Source organism: Drancourtella sp. An12, from assembly GCF_002160935.1.
Lineage (GTDB): Bacteria > Bacillota > Clostridia > Lachnospirales > Lachnospiraceae > Sellimonas > Sellimonas catena.
In genome coordinates, this window is the sequence record NZ_NFLO01000006.1 from 64,295 (window position 1) to 80,554 (window position 16,260).

Consider the following 16,260-nt stretch of genomic DNA (forward strand, 5'->3'; position numbering starts at 1 on the left):
AAGTAAATTCTTACAGGGAAACTGTTTTTTTCGATAAGGAATTCACAATTTCGCCAAAAGGAAACCGCCGCTTCCGAAAAGCGGCGGTCATACGGTATTTAGAAGTCTACCTCTGTTCCGTAATATGTACATGTGAGAAGTTTTTCCATCTCTGCAGGTGTGATGCTTCTCGGGTTGGATCCTGTACATGCATCGCCGACTGCAAGTTCTGCGATACTGGAAAGTTTTTCTTTAAATTCTTCTTCGTTGATTCCGAATTCTTTTAATGTTTTCGGGATTCCGAGTTCTACATTGAATGCATCAATCTTTGCAACGAGGCTGTTGATTAATGCTTTTTCAGATGTTCCCGGAAGTCCCATCCTGCGTGCGATCTCTGCGTAACGTTTTGCTGCTACAGGATCTTTTGCATTGTATTTGATAACATATGGAAGATAAATTGCATTCGCGCATCCGTGCGGAATATGTCCTGTGGAGAATGCAGCTCCTGTCTTATGAGCCATAGAGTGTACAATACCAAGCAGTGCATTGGAGAATGCCATTCCGGCCAGGCACTGTGCGTAGTGCATCTGCTCTCTTGCGTCCATATCACAATGGTAGGATGCCGGCAGATAATCCAGTACCATCTCGATTGCCTGCAGTGCAAGCGGATCTGTAAATGGTCCATTCAGTGTGGAAACATAAGCCTCAATCGCATGAGTAAGAGCGTCCATTCCTGTGTAGGCAACCTGTTTTACCGGAAGTCCTGCAACAAGATCCGGGTCTACAATGGCGATATCCGGTGTGATGTTGAAGTCAGCAAGCGGATATTTTACTCCTGTCTGATAGTTTGTGATAACGGAGAATGCAGTCACCTCTGTAGCTGTACCGGATGTAGACGGAATTGCTGCAAATTTCGCTTTCTGTCTTAATTCCGGGAAGTTAAACGGTGTGCACAGATCTTCGAATGTTGTATCCGGATATTCATAGAATGCCCACATTGCTTTTGCAGCATCGATCGGTGATCCGCCGCCCATAGCAACGATCCAGTCAGGCTCGAATGCTCTCATGGCTTCTGCACCTTTCATAACTGTTTCAACAGACGGGTCCGGCTCAACTCCTTCAAAGAGCTGTACTTCCATGCCTGCCTCTTTCAGATAATTCACTGCTCTGTCGAGGAATCCCTGGCGTTTCATGGAGCCTCCTCCGACTACCAGAATGGCTTTCTTTCCTTTCAGGTTTTTCAGCTCTTCCAAACAGCCCTTACCATGGTAAATATCTCTTGGTAAACAAAATCTGCTCATTGCTTGTCTCTCCTTTTCTTCCATTGATAATTTTTTAACTATCGTTAGTATACTCCTACTTTTAAAATTTTTCAAGTTCTTTCACTTGTTTTTAACAATTTTTATGTCCGGATTTTTAATTGATTGAATATTTCTCTGATTTGGAACAATTATCTTATCCAAGGAGTACCCTGAAAAAAGAAAAGAGAGGAAGAACCCTCTGAATTCTTCCTCTCTTTCTCCTGTTTTCCCGGCAGATCATTTTCTGTTTTCAGGTCATATTCATAAAATCTACGGCCATCAGGAACTGAATCTGTATTTTCTCGTTGTAACTTCACTTTTCTTTCCGTTTCCATCAATCAGTACAACATTCAGTTCCGTATCTTCGTAAACCGCGAATGCGCCGGTATACTGAATAGACTGATCCGACGGTTCGGTTCCGTCCAGTGTATAGTATGCAGTGTAACCGTCCGGCACCTGTATTTCAACGCTGACCGCCTCGGAATACTGTCCCGTTGTCGGTGATACTGCAGGCGCGTCCGCTACCGGAAACTGGATCGTATATGTTTTTTGTACCTCAACACTTGCAATTCCTTTTTTATTGACAAAAATGGCCCGGACTGTCGTCTCTCCTTCCTGATTCAGCTGGATCGGTTCTTTGTATTCTGTACTGTCTGTTGTCGCCTCGCTGCCGTCAAGAGTATAATAGATAGTCCCTTCATCTTCACTGCTCAGTGTCAACTCCTGCACATTATCGTAGACCTTGTCGTCGTCCAGACTGAATTCCGGAATTTTGGCCACATAATCCTTGAGTTCTGTGAGGATCTGCTCATTGGTACAGGTGCTCATGATATAGGCGATTTTTTCCGTCTGCTCTGTGTCTTCATAAAACTCTACCGCAGCGCGGTATACGCCTGTGCTGTCCGGATAGGTATTCACCGCTTCCTGCAGAAGAGTATCTGCCTTATCATCCTGATCCCGGCCGTGATAAAGCTTTGCAAGACTCACGTAGGCATCCTCTTTTTCGCCGTTTTTTTCAATTGCCCTCAGATAGAGGTCTTCCGCTTTTGTAGTATTGCCGCCTGCTTCGGCTCTTTTCCCCTGATTTACCACACCGGTATATGTATTCCGATAGATCAAAACTCCGATTCCGATGATCGCTGCAAGAAACAGGATCATTCCCAGAATCAGAATCCGTCTCAGCCTTCTCTTGCGGCGCATCCGCTCCGCTTTTGCTCTTCTCCTCCGCCTTCTGATCTCTTCCTCTGACAGTCTGTCTCCTGGATTTGTCATTCTTTGCATGGTACCCTTATTCTCTCCTCTTTTTCCGTGCCGCCTCCACACAGTTATTCATCAACATTGCAATTGTCATCGGTCCTACTCCCCCGGGTACCGGTGTGATTGCTTCTGCCTTTTCTTTCACATGTTCAAAATCCACATCTCCGCACAGCTTTCCGTTTTCATCCCGGTTCATCCCGACATCAATGACAACGGCTCCCTCTTTGACATCGTCCGCCTGAATCAGCTTCGGATTTCCGACTGCAACTACAAGAATATCAGCCCGCCTGGTAATCTCACTGAGGTTTTTTGTTCTTGAGTGTGCGATTGTTACCGTTCCATTCTGCTCAAGCAGGAGAAGCGCCATCGGTTTCCCGACGTGGTTGCTCCGTCCAACTACTACACACTCTTTTCCCTCGATTGTATAGCCGGACCGTTTAATTAACTCGAGCACTCCGGCAGGAGTACAGGACCGGAATCCTTCCGATCCAATACAAAGCGCGCCAATGCTTTCCGGAAGGAATCCGTCCACATCTTTTTTCGGAGAAATCATTCCGGTAATTTTTTCTTCGTCAATCTGCTCCGGAAGAGGCAGCTGAACAAGGATGCCGTCCACGGTTTCATCTTCATTAAGCTCTCTTACCAGTTTTTCCAGCTCCTGTTCGGTAGTCTCCTTTGGGAGTTCATAAGAACGAGATTCAATTCCGATATATTCACATGCTCTCTTTTTGTTTCTTACGTAGATGGCAGATGCGCTATCGTCTCCCACCAGTATGACAGCCAGGCACGGGGTGAGCCCCTGTGCCTTCAATTCTGCCACTTCCTGTTTCAGTTCCTCTTTGATTTCCGAGGAAATTGCTTTTCCGTCTATCAATACTGCCATTTTTCGTCTCCTTTTTTAGAACAATCCCGTAATCTTTCCATCGTCTGTCACATCAATATTATTTGCCGCAGGCACTTTCGGAAGTCCCGGCATCGTCATTACTGCTCCTGTAAGCACGACTACAAATCCCGCTCCCGCACTTACGTAAACTTCTCTTACATGAATGCGGAATCCTTCCGGACGGCCAAGAAGTGTCTGATCATCGGAAAGGGAATACTGGGTCTTTGCCATGCAGACCGGAACATTGGCGAATCCGAGCTCTTCGATCTTGGCCAGCTGTTTCAATGCGGCCTTATCGTAATCAACGCCGTCTGCCCCGTAAATTTCCTTTGCTACTGTCTCAATCTTATCTTTCAGCGGCATCTCATCCGGATAAAGCGGGTGAAAATGACTTTCTTTTGTCTCCAGTGTCTTCAAAACTTTATTTGCAAGCTCAACACCGCCTTCTCCGCCTTTTGCCCATACATCCGCGATTGCAAATTCACAGTCTCTCTCTTCGCAGAATGTTTTGACAAATTCTTTTTCCGCGTCTGTATCTGCTGAAAAAGCATTCAGTGTAACGACAACCGGCACACCGAACTTCTGCAGATTTTCAATGTGTTTTTCCAGGTTGACAATTCCCTTTTTCAGGGCATCCAGATTTTCCTCATTTAATTCATTTTTCGGTACGCCGCCGTTATATTTCAGTGCACGGATCGTTGCAACCAGAACAACTGCATCCGGTTTCAGTCCGCTCATCCGGCATTTGATGTCCATAAATTTTTCAGCACCCAGATCCGCACCGAATCCGGCCTCGGTGATGGTGATATCGCTCATCTTCAACGCCATTTTTGTTGCCTGTACACTGTTGCATCCATGCGCAATATTTGCAAATGGTCCGCCGTGTACAAGAGCCGGTGTATGCTCCAGAGTCTGGATCATATTCGGCTTGATCGCATCCTTCAAAAGCGCTGCCATGGCACCTGTCGCCTGCAGATCATCTGCTGTCACCGGTTTTCCGTCAAAGGTATAGGCAACGATAATCTTTCCAAGACGTCTTTTGAGGTCTGCAAGGTTGTCAGCAAGACAGAGAATCGCCATAATCTCGGATGCCACAGTGATAACGAAATGATCTTCCCTTACCATACCGTCCATCTTGTTTCCAAGGCCCACAACGATATTTCTGAGAACACGGTCATTCATATCCTCGCAGCGTTTCCATACGACCTGTCTTGGATCAATTCCCAGCTGGTTTCCCTGCTGAATATGATTGTCAAGCAGAGCCGCCAGCAGGTTGTTTGCAGATGTGATTGCGTGAAAATCACCGGTAAAATGAAGATTCAGATCTTCCATTGGAACAACCTGGGCATATCCGCCGCCAGCTGCTCCTCCTTTGATTCCGAAACATGGACCCAGGGATGGTTCACGAAGGGCAATCAATGCTTTCTTTCCGATTTTTGCCATGGCTTCTCCGAGTCCTACCGTCACGGTGGTCTTACCTTCTCCGGCCGGTGTCGGATTGATCGCCGTTACAAGGACAAGTTTTCCATTTGGACGGTCTTTCACCTTATCCCACAGTTCTGCGGATAATTTTGCTTTGTATTTACCGTAGAACTCCAGATCCTCTTCTTCAATCCCGATTGAAGCGGCCACATTTTTGATTGGCTCCATTGTTGCTTCCTGTGCAATCTGAATGTCTGTTTTCATTTTCCTTCCTCCATTTCTTCCCCTAAACATGTTCCTCTATGTACTGGTCAAACTGTTCCTTTGACATCAGAACCTTTCTCGGTTTGGTGCCTTCTTCTTCCCCGACGACACCTGCTTCATAAAGCTGGTCCATGATCCTTGCCGCCCGGTTGAATCCGATTTTGAGTACCCTCTGCAGCATGCCGATCGACGCTTTATCCTTTTCAATAATAAAGTATCCGGCGTCTTTAAAATAGACATCTCTTTCCTCGCCGGATCCTCCCGGTCCGGAAGCAGAAGTGCCACTTGCCGCATTGGTCATGTGCGTCTGGACCGCTTCATCATAAGAAGCATTTCCATTATTTTTTACGAGATAATCTACAACCGCCTGAACTTCCTTGTCGGATACAAATGCTCCCTGCACCCGGACCGGCTTCTGATAGCCTGCCGGGTAGAACAGCATATCTCCCTTTCCAAGGAGCTTTTCCGCGCCGTTCATATCGATGATCGTCCTGGAGTCGACACCGGATGACACGGAAAAGGCAATTCTGGACGGCATGTTTGCCTTAATCAGCCCTGTAATGACGTTTACAGACGGCCTCTGAGTTGCAAGCACCAGATGAATTCCTGCCGCTCTCGCAAGCTGCGCAAGACGGCAGATCGACTCTTCCACATCACCGGGTGCAACCATCATCAGATCCGCAAGCTCGTCTACGATAATAACGATCTGTGGCATCTTTTCCGGTTTTTCCTCATTTGTTTCAATATGCCGGACACTCTCTACCTTTGCGTTGAATCCTTCCATATCCCGCACTTTATACTGTTCAAAGAGCTGATAACGCTTCATCATCTCCGCCACGGCCCAGTTCAGTGCTCCGGCCGCCTTTTTCGGATCTGTCACAACCGGAATCAGAAGATGCGGAATCCCATTATAAACACTGAGCTCCACAACCTTCGGGTCGATCATGATTAACTTGACTTCCTGCGGAGAAGCCTTGAACAAAATACTCATAATCAGTGTGTTGATGCAGACGGACTTTCCGGATCCGGTCGCGCCCGCCACGAGAAGATGCGGCATTTTTGCGATATCCGACACCACCGTCCGTCCGCTGATATCTTTTCCGACCGCAAAACTGATTTTAGACTTTGCGGTCCGGAATTCCTCGGTTTCAAGAAGATCCCTGAGCTGTACTGTTGAATTTCCTTTATTTGGCACTTCGATACCGACCGCTGCTTTCCCCGGTATCGGCGCTTCGATCCGGATGTCCGCCGCCGCCAGATTCAGTTTCAGGTCGTCTGCAAGTCCTACAATCTTGCTGACCTTGACGCCCATTTCCGGCTGTACCTCATAACGGGTCACTGACGGTCCGCAGCTGACGTTCGTCACCGTCACATTGACGCCAAATGTCTTTAATGTCTGCTGAAGCTTTGCCGCGGTCTCACGAAGATGGGCATCCGAATCTCCGGCTCCCTTTGTGCCGTGCTTTAACAGACTCATCGGCGGAGCATGGTAGACCGGAGCCGGTTTTGCAATCGACTTCTCAATCTCTGCTGTTACGTTCTTACGGGTCTCTGCCTCCAGTGCTTTCTCGGCAGCTCTGTTCTTCTGTTCCTCCGCCTGAAATACAGATGCATCCGGTGCCGCAGCCTGTGCAGAAGCAGTCCTGGATGATGCAGCCGGTTCTTTCATAAAGGTAATTCCCTCCTCCGGAAGTTCGGAAAGATCAGGAACTGCCTCATAAGCCTCTGCCGAAACGCCGTCTTCTGTCCCATACGTTTCTTCTCTTGTAATGGTAAGCTCCTCTTCCGGTGCCCTGACAGATTCTGCTTCTGCTTTTTTATTTTTCTCAGCTTTCGCTGCTCTTTTCTTTTCTTTTTTATCCTCTTTGATCACAAGTTCCTGGATCTCCGGATTGCGTCCTTCCAGTGTTGTGTCAAAAGAAACACCTTCCACTTTGTGTTCCTGGCGTTTTACCGCCTTTTCCTTTTTCTTCTCCTCACGCTGTGCCTTTCGGTGCTCCCTTCCGGATTTTGCCTTTGTCTGAATGTTCTGTCCGGCTCTCTGCATACTCTTCAGAAGAGAACGCTGTGTAATCAGAATCAGACAGATCAGCATCAGAATTACAATTACTACATAGGAACCTACAATTCCAAGCGCCGGTACCATCAGCCCCGCAATCACCTCGCCGATGCTTCCTCCTGCCCGGTTGACAAGTTCCAGAAATGAGCAGATCAATATGACAAGCACCACTGCTGCTCCCAGTTTCGTATATGCCTTTGTGTTCCCTCTGTTGGAAATAACAAATGCGATGCCCGCGAAGAAAAGGAACGGGAAAATATAGGAGAGCTGTCCAAAAATTCCTTCCATAAAATCCGCAATAACTCTGCCTACAGCCCCTCCAAGTCCAAAGTTACTGATCAGCAGAAGAATCGAAAGTGCCAGTGCCACCAGTATAACGATCTCTTCTCTGACAATCGCCTCTCTTTCCAGTTCGGCCTTTGTAGGACGGCCGGAACGGCTGGATTTTGCCCTTGTCCGGGTGGATTTTGCCCCTGTTCTCTTTGTTGTTGTTTTTTTCTTCTTTTTCTGTGGCGTCTTCTGGGCCATGAAAGATCCCCCTTGCTGCTTTCCCGCTTTTTGCGGGTTTTTCGCTTATGTTTCATTATAGCATTTTTAAAATATGATGTCATTATCTATTTTCAACGGCATTCCCGCTGTGTTTTTCTGTTTTCTTTTCATCTGAACGCTTCTCGATCAGTTCATAGATTTTTGCAAATGCTTCCCGTATTCCCCCGACTTCATCAATAATGCCCTCTCTGACGGCATCTTCTCCCTCGAGGAGTGTTCCTACATCTTTGACAAGCTGTGAAGAATCCAGCATCAGTTCCTCAAGCCTTTCCTGTGTGATTCTGGAATGTCCGGAAATAAATCTGGTAATCCTGTCCTGGGTTCGTTCCATATTGCGGTAACTCTGAATCACTCCGATAAACATACCGTTGGACCGGACAGGATGCACGATCATCGTTCCGCTCGGCACAATAAAGGAATAGTCTGCCGATACGGCAAGCGGTCCTCCGATCGAGTGACTTCCTCCAAGAACAAGGGATACGGTCGGTTTGCTCAAAGATGAAATCATCTCCGCAATGGCAAGTCCGGCCTCCACGTCCCCTCCCAGAGTATTGAGCAGGATCAGTACTCCTTCAATCTCGTCATTTGACTCAATCTCCGCAAGTTTCGGAAGAAGATGCTCATACTTGGTTGCTTTCGTATTTCCGGATACCGCTTCATGCCCTTCAATCTCACCGATAATAGTAAGCAGATAGACCTTGTAGTTTCCGTGTCTGCCTTCCAGTTCCAGGCTTCCGGTTTCTTTGATCTGTTCGGTTTCTTTTTCCTGTTTTTCCTGATTTTCCATAAAAAACACCTCCACATTTTCTGCTTAGTATGCGGAGGTGTTTTTTGAAATATGCATTAAACGAGCGCAAGTGCCTGTTCCAGATCCGCAATAATATCGTCAGCATTTTCAATGCCAACGCTGAAACGGATCAGATCCGGCTGTACTCCTGCTTCCAGTAGTTCCTGATCATTCATCTGCCGGTGTGTATGACTTGCCGGGTGAAGTACGCATGTTCTGGCATCTGCCACATGGGTAACGATGGCCGCAAGCTTCAGATTGTCCATCATTTTTACAGACGCATCTCTTCCGCCTTTTAAACCGAACGTAATCACACCGCAGGTACCGTTTGGCATGTATTTCGCTGCCAGATCATGGTATTTATCCCCTTCCAGCATCGCGCAGTTTACCCAGGCAACTTTATCATGTCCTTTCAGATAAGAAGCGACTTTCTTTGCATTCTCGCAGTGGCGCGGCATTCTCAGGTGCAGAGTCTCCAGACCGATATTTAAAAGGAATGCATTCTGAGGAGACTGAATCGATCCCAGGTCACGCATCAGCTGTGCTGTCGCCTTGGTGATGTATGCTCCTTTTCCGAATTTTTCCGTATAGACAATTCCATGGTATGTTTCGTCCGGCTGTGTCAGTCCCGGGAATTTATCCGCATGGGCACTCCAGTCGAAGTTTCCGCTGTCTACGATTGCCCCGCCGACTGTCATGGCATGTCCATCCATGTATTTTGTTGTAGAATGGGTGACAATGTCTGCTCCCCAATCAAACGGGCGGCAGTTGATCGGAGTCGCAAATGTATTATCCACAATCAGCGGAACACCGTGTGCATGCGCCGCCTTTGCAAATTTCTCAATGTCCAGTACTGTCAGTGCAGGATTGGCGATCGTCTCACCGACTACAGCTTTCGTATTTTCACGGAATGCTGCGTTTAACTCTTCTTCCGAACAGTCCGGATCCACAAAAGTAGCTTCCACACCCATTTTACGGATGGTGTGTGCATACAGATTATAGGTGCCTCCATAGAGAGCAGACGAACATACGATATGGTCTCCTTCCTCTGCAATGTTCATAACAGCATAAAAATTTGCTGCCTGTCCGGACGATGTCAGCATGGCGGCATAACCGCCTTCCAGTTCGCAGATCTTTTCCGCTACTGCATCATTTGTCGGATTCTGCAGTCTTGTGTAGAAATATCCGCTGTCTTCCAGGTCAAACAGACGTCCCATCTGTTCGCTTGTATCGTACTTAAATGTCGTACTCTGATAAATCGGAAGGATTCTCGGTTCTCCCTTTTTTGGTTTCCAGCCTGACTGGATACATTTTGTTTCGATATTAAACTGTTCACTCATACCCTTGCTCCTCCTGTATTTTCTTTACCGGATCAGGAAAACAAATATTCCCGTTCCAGTTCGTGTACCATCTTTGTATATACTTCTCTGCATTCTTCCATCTTACCGGTTTCGATCAGTCCGATGCACCGCTCCAGATATTCTTTCCAGATCTTTCGGTAAATCTCATCTGCATTTTTCTGCCGTTCGATTCTTTTTACAATCGTCGGTGCAATATTGTAATACTCGCGGATTGTCTCCCTGCCTCCCGGAGAAGATGCCAGATATCGATCCCGGTAGTCCCGAAGAGTTTTCAGCTCATAACACCCGTCCGGTTTATCCAGTGAACGGCAGACGGCTGTTGTCACATAACAAAGCCGGTTTCGGAATCCGCCGTTGATCTCTTCAAAAGTAGACTTTCCGATCTTCATGGTCACATTCTCAAGCTGATTCCAGTTCTTAATTGTCTGGTCTGCCACAGCTTCCAGTTCCGGTTCCCTGCTGTGTAACAGAAGCGGAATGAAAAAGGTTACAAGTGCAAGATTATAATCCATAACCTGATTCTCCCTTTTCCGTTTTCCTGCGATCTCTTCAAGCTTTTCATCCACATAATCCGGAACGCTTTTTCCGGCCCGGGCAATCAGCTCTTCCTGACTTTTTTCTTCCGTCCCCCGGATCTCGCTGAGGAGTTCTTCAAGATCAGTACTACGCCTCCTGAAAAACTCACGGAAGGCCGGTTCATATGTATTCTTTCGAAAGCGCCCCGACAGTTCCATGGCCTCGTTGAACATGGAAATCATCCGTTTTTCTGGTCCTGCCTGCATAGGACCCCTCCCTTACAGTATATTCCAAAACGCTTTACTCTTCCCAGTTATGGTATACTTCCTGCACATCATCATCGTCATCGAGAAGATCCAGTGTTTTCTGAATGTTTTTGATATCCGTCTCGTCTGTCAGCTCTACATAGGTCTGAGGAATCATGGTAACAGAGGCTTCCATCATAGGGATGCCTGCTGCTTCCAGCTTCTCACGTACCTCGGAAAAGCTGTCCGGATCTGTGATAATCTCAAAGCTGTCCTCCTCTTCCGCGAAATCCTCGGCTCCCGCGTCAAGCGCCAGCATCATCAGCTCATCCGCGTCCATCTCAAACTCTTCCCTGTCGATCAGAATCTGTCCCTTCTTGTCAAACATAAAGGATACGCATCCTGGTGTCCCGATATTTCCGTTTCCTTTTGTAAATGCACTTCTGACATTGGAAGCTGTACGGTTTTTATTGTCGGTCAGCGCCTCTACAATAATAGCTGTTCCGTTCGGCCCATATCCTTCATATACGACTCTTTCGTAATTGTTGGCATCCGCGTCTCCGGCTGCCTTTTTAATGCTTCGCTCAATATTGTCGTTTGGCATGTTGTTTGCTTTTGCCTTCGCAATCACATCGCGGAGTCTGCTGTTGTTCGCAGGATCCGCTCCGCCTCCTTCTTTAACTGCTACAGCGATCTCACGCCCGATCTTTGTGAAAATCTTTCCCTTTGCAGCATCATTTTTTTCCTTTTTATGCTTAATATTTGCGAATTTGGAATGTCCTGACATGTTCTCTACCTCTCTTCGTATGTAATCTCTCTTCCTTCTTCAGGAAAACTCATGTTCTTAATTTTATCATTCTTTCGATTCCGTGACAAGTTCCGTTTTTGTAATCTTCACCTTTTGGATAATATTGTTGTCCACTTCCTTGATCTCAAACAGATAGCCCTCGTAGGAAACACTGCACAGCTCGTCTTCTGCAGGAATCCTCTCAAGCTTTACAATCAGAAATCCATTTAATGTCTCATACTCATTGTCCTCGTCTTCATCCTGAAAAACAATACCAAGTACGTCCGAGAGTTCGGTAAGCCCGCACAGACCGTTCACCTCGTAGGAACCGTCCTCGTTTTTTCGGATCATCTCTTCTTCCTCATCGTATTCGTCCCGGATATTTCCCATAATTTCTTCAATAATATCTTCCATGGCGACGAGTCCTGCTGTCTGACCGTACTCGTCAATCACAACGCACAAATGGATCTGTTTTGCCTTCATCTGCATGAAAAGGCGGCTGATCTTCCTCGTTTCCGGAATAAAACATACCGGCATGAACGCGTCCCGGATTTCTCCAAGTTTCTTGCCCCTCATTTCGGGATTCAGATAGAGCTTCATAATATCCCGGATATGAATGATGCCAAGTATATTGTCGATTTCCTCTTCATAGACAGGAAATCTGGAATATTTTGCCCTGGATGCAAAAGCTGCCACCTCTTCCAAAATATCATTGCAGTTTAATGCGACAATATTTTTCCTGTGAGTCATGACTTCCTTTGCATCTTTATCCAGGAACGAAAAGACATTACGGATCATCCGGTACTCCATCTCCTGAATACTGCCGTCCTTTTCCCCTTCTTTGAGATTTTCCAGAACCTCTTTTCTAATTGTATCCCGTTGGTCCATATTTTCTCCTTCTATGTAGAAAGTGCAATACTGATCTTCAGTGCCTCATCCACTTTTTTCATGATTTCCTGATCCAGGTGGCACACACTTTCCTTTAATCTTTGTTTATCGATTGTACGGATCTGCTCCAGTAGAACAACCGAATTTTTTACTACACCATATCTTCTTGCGTCGATCTCCACGTGGGTCGGGAGCTTTGACTTATGCATCCGTGACGTGATCGCCGCGCAGATTACCGTCGGGCTGTGTTTGTTCCCCATCTCGTTCTGTATAACAAGAACCGGGCGGATGCCTCCCTGTTCGGAACCAACCACCGGACTTAAATCCGCATAAAAAATATCTCCACGATGAACCTGCTGCACTTTCTTCACACTCCATTTTCTAAGATATAGTGAGTATTTCCACCTTTACTTTGAAGTATTCCAAAAGCCGGCCGTCTTTTTTATGCAAAATAGTCAATCTGCTCAATGACTTTTCCGTCTTTGATATATTCTCTTGGTATCCTCTTGTCGAGATCGCAGAGAAACTCATAGTTAAACCTTCCGGACAGTGCACTTAAATCTTCCACTGCAATCTGTTCCCCGCCGCTTTTCCCTACCAGTACGACTTCATCCAGGAAATCTGCATCTTCGATCTCTGTCACATCTGCCATCATCTGATCCATGCAGACTCTGCCAAGAATCGGAGCCCTCTTTCCCCGGATCAGGACATAGCCCTTGTCCGAGAGACTCCTCGGGTATCCGTCCGCATATCCGACAGGGATCGTTGCCACGCGGGTCCGTTTCCCGGCCCGGAAGCACCCGCCGTAACTTACAACAGCTCCGGGCTCGATCCATTTGATATGTACAATACTGCTTACCAGCGACAGTGCCGGCTTCAGATCCAGACGGTCTTTCTTCACCTCGTCAGATGGATAGAGCCCGTAAAGAGCAATACCCGCCCGTACAAGATCCAGATTGGCCTCCGGATGATCGATAATTCCGGCACTGTTGGAGCAGTGGCGGTATTTCGGCTCGATGCCTCTATCCTTTAACCGGTCTGTCATCCAGATATATTGTTCCATCTGCTTGTTTGTAAAGGACTTATCTGCCTCGTCTGCTTTTGCAAAATGAGTAAAAATACCTTCCATCTCAAGATCCGGGAGATGAAAAATCCGTTCGATGGCATCCAGAGAATCTTCACCTGTCTGAAATCCGAGTCTTGACATCCCCGTGTCCAGCTTGACGTGAATCCATGCTTTTTTCTGCTTTGCGGATGCCAGGGCGGAGATCGCTTTCGCAGACTCTTCAGTGTAGACTGTCATGCGTATCTCGTTTTCCACCGCCTCCTCATACTGCTCCGGAAAGGTACATCCGAGAACAAGAACCGGTTTCTCAATTCCTGCCTTTCTCAGAAGCACCGCCTCGTCAAGCGTTGCGGTCGCGTATCCCCAGACGCAGTCCAGATTCTGAGTCTCTTTTGCGATCCGTGATGCCCCGTGGCCGTAACCGTCCGCTTTTACTACCAGAATCATCTTCGTATCCGGTGAGATATGTTTCCTCATCTGTTCTATATTATATGTAATATGATTCAAATTGATTTTTGCGCATACTCTGCTGTACTTTTTCATTTTGACTGAACCTTTCTTCGCTCGATTTCCTGTAAAACAGCTGATGCCATCTCGATCAGGTCCCCGGCAAGCACGCTGTGCGCCCCGAGTTTTTCCCTTGCCTCGTCTCCGCACAGCCCGTGTATAAATACACCAAGCGCCGCAGCGTCAAAGCGGTCCATTCCAAGGGCCAGGCAGCCTGTAATCATACCTGCAAGTACATCCCCGGAACCTGCTTTTGCCATCGCACCGTTCCCGGATGTATTCAGATATGGAATCCTGCCTTCTCCTGCCACAACTGTTCTGGCATCTTTTGCTGTTAGTATTATATTATAGGTTTTGGCATACTCTTGCGCAAGTCCAATCCTGTTTTTTTTCGTTTCTTCCGTCGTTTTCCCAAGAAGACGCGCGAATTCCCTGATGTGAGGCGTAAAGATCAGGCTGCTTCCCGCTGCTTTTAGATATGTGTTTCTTCTTTCTTCTTCCATTCCGGAAATTAGATTCAGGCCATCCGCATCCATCACGCAGTATTTTCTGTGCGTGCCCAGATACACGAGCAGATGTTCTATTATCATACCGGCCTGTATATCCGTCCCCAGTCCACATCCGGCGCAGATCACATCCGCCCAGTTCAGAAGTTCCTCCAGCTGGTTTTCCAGATCCTCTCCGTAAGGCGTTATGACTGCTTCCGGCAGGGTTGCCTGAAGTACTTCCCGGTTGGATTCCGGCGTCAGTATACGTACCAGTCCGCTTCCCATCCGGTATGCCGCCTTCGCGGAAAGAATCGCGGCGCCTGCCATGCCCTGGCTTCCGGTAATCATCAGCACTTTTCCGTAAGTTCCTTTATGTGCATCGTCTTTTCGCTGCGGACAGAGCCTTCCTACGTCCTTTCTTTCATAAGTCAGATACCGTGTTCCTTCCACGCCGCCGCGCAGATAAATTCCGATATCTTCCACACAGACCTTTCCGGCGCAGAAAGCTCCCGGATACAGAACCATCCCTGCCTTCTGGTATGCAAATGTCACCGTCAGATCCGCGCGAAATGCCGTCCCCAGAATCTCTCCGTTCCCCGCATCAATTCCGGAAGGAATGTCCACCGCAATCTTTGCGGCGTCCAGACTGTTCATCTGTTCCAGAATTCCGGCATACCTGCCCTCAACCGGCCTGCTCAGTCCGATTCCAAATACAGCATCAAATACAGCCGTGTACCTTCCCTCCGGGATTTCCCGTTTTACGGTTCCTCCGACCGCCTTGAAAATCTGAATCTGTGTCTTTGTCTCTTCGGTACAATGGTCCGGATTCCCAACCAGTACGGCAGTCACTCCGTATCCTTTTTCCAGAAGCAGTCTTCCCACTGCAAACCCGTCGCCCCCGTTGTTTCCGCTTCCGCACACAATCAGGCTTTTCGACAGGTTAAGCATCTCCCTTTCGGCTGCCTCTACCACTTTCAGAGCCGCCCGTTCCATCAGGACAAGAGACGGAATCCCGATCATCCCGATCGTGTATGCATCCGCTGCTTTCATTGTCCTGCCATCAATGATATATTTCATCTTTACCGCTCCTTTCCCCGCTTTCATTCCGGGATACAGAAAAAAGACGCGGAGTCCCGCATCTGTTGTACGAATCTCTCACGTCCTTCTTTTCTCTTATTTTTTCTTCTGATGTTTTTCCTCATAGCGGAGTACATTGTAGGAGAGCCGCATCAGACTCTCGGAAAGATGTACGTTTTCCACAACAACATTATCCGGAAGATTCAGATCCGTATGCGCAAAATTCCAGATTGCACGGATACCGTTTTCCACGAGCATATTGGCTACTGCCACCGCCTTCGTCTTCGGTATCGTCAGAATCGCAATTTCAATGTCATTATTCCTGATGAAACTTTTCAGCTCGTCCATCATACGGATCTCGATTCCGCGGACCGTAACACCTGCCAAAGTCGGGTTGACATCAAACAGACCCTTCAGCATAAATCCGCTGCGCTCAAAAGCGGTATAGTTTGCCAGCGCCTGTCCAAGGTTTCCGGCTCCGATAATAATCATATTATGTTCTCTGTCCAGCCCCAGGATCTTTCCAATCTCCGAGTGCAAATATTTCACATTATATCCATACCCCTGCTGTCCAAAACCGCCGAAATTATTCAAATCCTGGCGGATCTGGGAAGCAGTGACTTTCATGCGTTTGCTCAAGTCGTTGGAGGAAATGCGCTCTACACCGTCTTCCAGTAATTCTCCCAAGTATCTGTAGTATCGAGGCAGTCTTCTGATAACTGCCTGAGAAATTCCTCTTCCTTCCACTTTTAGCACCTTCCTGTTCTTTTCAATACTTTTATTATATGTAATACTTGAAATAAAGTCAAACTTATTATGGGATT

The 16,260-nt window shown here is 47.3% G+C and carries 14 protein-coding genes; all 14 read right to left on the minus strand.

The window, feature by feature from the left end; all coding sequences use genetic code 11:
• Positions 1 to 98 precede the first annotated feature (98 nt).
• The 14 genes from B5E64_RS08060 to B5E64_RS08125 all read right to left on the minus strand — a co-directional run bounded on the left by B5E64_RS08060 (position 99) and on the right by B5E64_RS08125 (position 16,183).
• Positions 99 to 1,280 (minus strand): iron-containing alcohol dehydrogenase, encoded by a 1,182-nt coding sequence (locus B5E64_RS08060; protein WP_087168004.1) that lies wholly within the window; start codon positions 1,278 to 1,280, stop codon positions 99 to 101.
• A 279-nt stretch (positions 1,281 to 1,559) separates the two neighbouring features.
• Positions 1,560 to 2,552, minus strand: a complete 993-nt coding sequence (locus B5E64_RS08065; RefSeq protein ID WP_158099188.1) for a chitobiase/beta-hexosaminidase C-terminal domain-containing protein — start codon at positions 2,550 to 2,552, stop codon at positions 1,560 to 1,562.
• A 16-nt stretch (positions 2,553 to 2,568) separates the two neighbouring features.
• Positions 2,569 to 3,420 carry a bifunctional methylenetetrahydrofolate dehydrogenase/methenyltetrahydrofolate cyclohydrolase FolD gene (folD, locus tag B5E64_RS08070; protein WP_087168006.1) on the minus strand — a complete coding sequence of 284 codons (852 nt, stop codon included), beginning with the start codon at positions 3,418 to 3,420 and terminating at the stop codon, positions 2,569 to 2,571.
• A 15-nt stretch (positions 3,421 to 3,435) separates the two neighbouring features.
• On the minus strand, positions 3,436 to 5,106 hold the full coding sequence (locus B5E64_RS08075) for a formate--tetrahydrofolate ligase (RefSeq protein ID WP_087168007.1): 1,671 nt from the start codon (positions 5,104 to 5,106) through the stop codon (positions 3,436 to 3,438).
• 22 nt (positions 5,107 to 5,128) lie between these two features.
• Positions 5,129 to 7,693 (minus strand): DNA translocase FtsK, encoded by a 2,565-nt coding sequence (locus tag B5E64_RS08080; protein WP_087168008.1) that lies wholly within the window; start codon positions 7,691 to 7,693, stop codon positions 5,129 to 5,131.
• A gap of 82 nt (positions 7,694 to 7,775) precedes the next feature.
• The gene (locus tag B5E64_RS08085) at positions 7,776 to 8,501 is read right to left on the minus strand and encodes an ATP-dependent Clp protease proteolytic subunit (RefSeq protein WP_087168009.1); all 726 of its coding nucleotides are present in this window, start codon (positions 8,499 to 8,501) and stop codon (positions 7,776 to 7,778) included.
• Positions 8,502 to 8,557: 56 nt separating this feature from the next.
• Complete coding sequence (locus tag B5E64_RS08090) at positions 8,558 to 9,841, minus strand: O-acetylhomoserine aminocarboxypropyltransferase/cysteine synthase family protein (RefSeq protein ID WP_087168010.1); 1,284 nt, start codon at positions 9,839 to 9,841, stop codon at positions 8,558 to 8,560.
• Between the two features lie 32 nt (positions 9,842 to 9,873).
• Complete coding sequence (locus B5E64_RS08095; protein WP_087168011.1) at positions 9,874 to 10,644, minus strand: CFI-box-CTERM domain-containing protein; 771 nt, start codon at positions 10,642 to 10,644, stop codon at positions 9,874 to 9,876.
• A 34-nt stretch (positions 10,645 to 10,678) separates the two neighbouring features.
• On the minus strand, positions 10,679 to 11,410 hold the full coding sequence (locus tag B5E64_RS08100) for a YebC/PmpR family DNA-binding transcriptional regulator (protein ID WP_087168012.1): 732 nt from the start codon (positions 11,408 to 11,410) through the stop codon (positions 10,679 to 10,681).
• Between the two features lie 66 nt (positions 11,411 to 11,476).
• Positions 11,477 to 12,298, minus strand: a complete 822-nt coding sequence (locus B5E64_RS08105; RefSeq protein ID WP_087168013.1) for a hemolysin family protein — start codon at positions 12,296 to 12,298, stop codon at positions 11,477 to 11,479.
• 11 nt (positions 12,299 to 12,309) lie between these two features.
• Positions 12,310 to 12,669, minus strand: a complete 360-nt coding sequence (locus tag B5E64_RS08110) for a type II toxin-antitoxin system PemK/MazF family toxin (protein ID WP_275532791.1) — start codon at positions 12,667 to 12,669, stop codon at positions 12,310 to 12,312.
• 71 nt (positions 12,670 to 12,740) lie between these two features.
• A complete protein-coding gene (alr, locus tag B5E64_RS08115) occupies positions 12,741 to 13,907 on the minus strand; it encodes an alanine racemase (protein ID WP_087168014.1) in 1,167 nt (388 codons plus the stop codon).
• The gene (locus B5E64_RS08120) at positions 13,904 to 15,436 is read right to left on the minus strand and encodes an NAD(P)H-hydrate dehydratase (RefSeq protein ID WP_087168015.1); all 1,533 of its coding nucleotides are present in this window, start codon (positions 15,434 to 15,436) and stop codon (positions 13,904 to 13,906) included. Before B5E64_RS08120 ends, alr begins: the two co-directional genes overlap by 4 nt.
• Positions 15,437 to 15,532: 96 nt before the next feature.
• Complete coding sequence (locus B5E64_RS08125; protein WP_087168016.1) at positions 15,533 to 16,183, minus strand: redox-sensing transcriptional repressor Rex; 651 nt, start codon at positions 16,181 to 16,183, stop codon at positions 15,533 to 15,535.
• Positions 16,184 to 16,260 lie beyond the last annotated feature (77 nt).

Bases quoted from the DNA above. Each gene is read 5' to 3' on its own strand.
- B5E64_RS08060 (WP_087168004.1), bottom strand. From the start codon at position 1,280: ATGAGCAGATTTTGTTTACCAAGAGATATTTACCATGGTAAGGGCTGT.
- B5E64_RS08065 (WP_158099188.1), bottom strand. From the start codon at position 2,552: ATGACAAATCCAGGAGACAGACTGTCAGAGGAAGAGATCAGAAGGCGG.
- folD (WP_087168006.1), bottom strand. From the start codon at position 3,420: ATGGCAGTATTGATAGACGGAAAAGCAATTTCCTCGGAAATCAAAGAG.
- B5E64_RS08075 (WP_087168007.1), bottom strand. From the start codon at position 5,106: ATGAAAACAGACATTCAGATTGCACAGGAAGCAACAATGGAGCCAATC.
- B5E64_RS08080 (WP_087168008.1), bottom strand. From the start codon at position 7,693: ATGGCCCAGAAGACGCCACAGAAAAAGAAGAAAAAAACAACAACAAAG.
- B5E64_RS08085 (WP_087168009.1), bottom strand. From the start codon at position 8,501: ATGGAAAATCAGGAAAAACAGGAAAAAGAAACCGAACAGATCAAAGAA.
- B5E64_RS08090 (WP_087168010.1), bottom strand. From the start codon at position 9,841: ATGAGTGAACAGTTTAATATCGAAACAAAATGTATCCAGTCAGGCTGG.
- B5E64_RS08095 (WP_087168011.1), bottom strand. From the start codon at position 10,644: ATGCAGGCAGGACCAGAAAAACGGATGATTTCCATGTTCAACGAGGCC.
- B5E64_RS08100 (WP_087168012.1), bottom strand. From the start codon at position 11,410: ATGTCAGGACATTCCAAATTCGCAAATATTAAGCATAAAAAGGAAAAA.
- B5E64_RS08105 (WP_087168013.1), bottom strand. From the start codon at position 12,298: ATGGACCAACGGGATACAATTAGAAAAGAGGTTCTGGAAAATCTCAAA.
- alr (WP_087168014.1), bottom strand. From the start codon at position 13,907: ATGAAAAAGTACAGCAGAGTATGCGCAAAAATCAATTTGAATCATATT.
- B5E64_RS08120 (WP_087168015.1), bottom strand. From the start codon at position 15,436: ATGAAATATATCATTGATGGCAGGACAATGAAAGCAGCGGATGCATAC.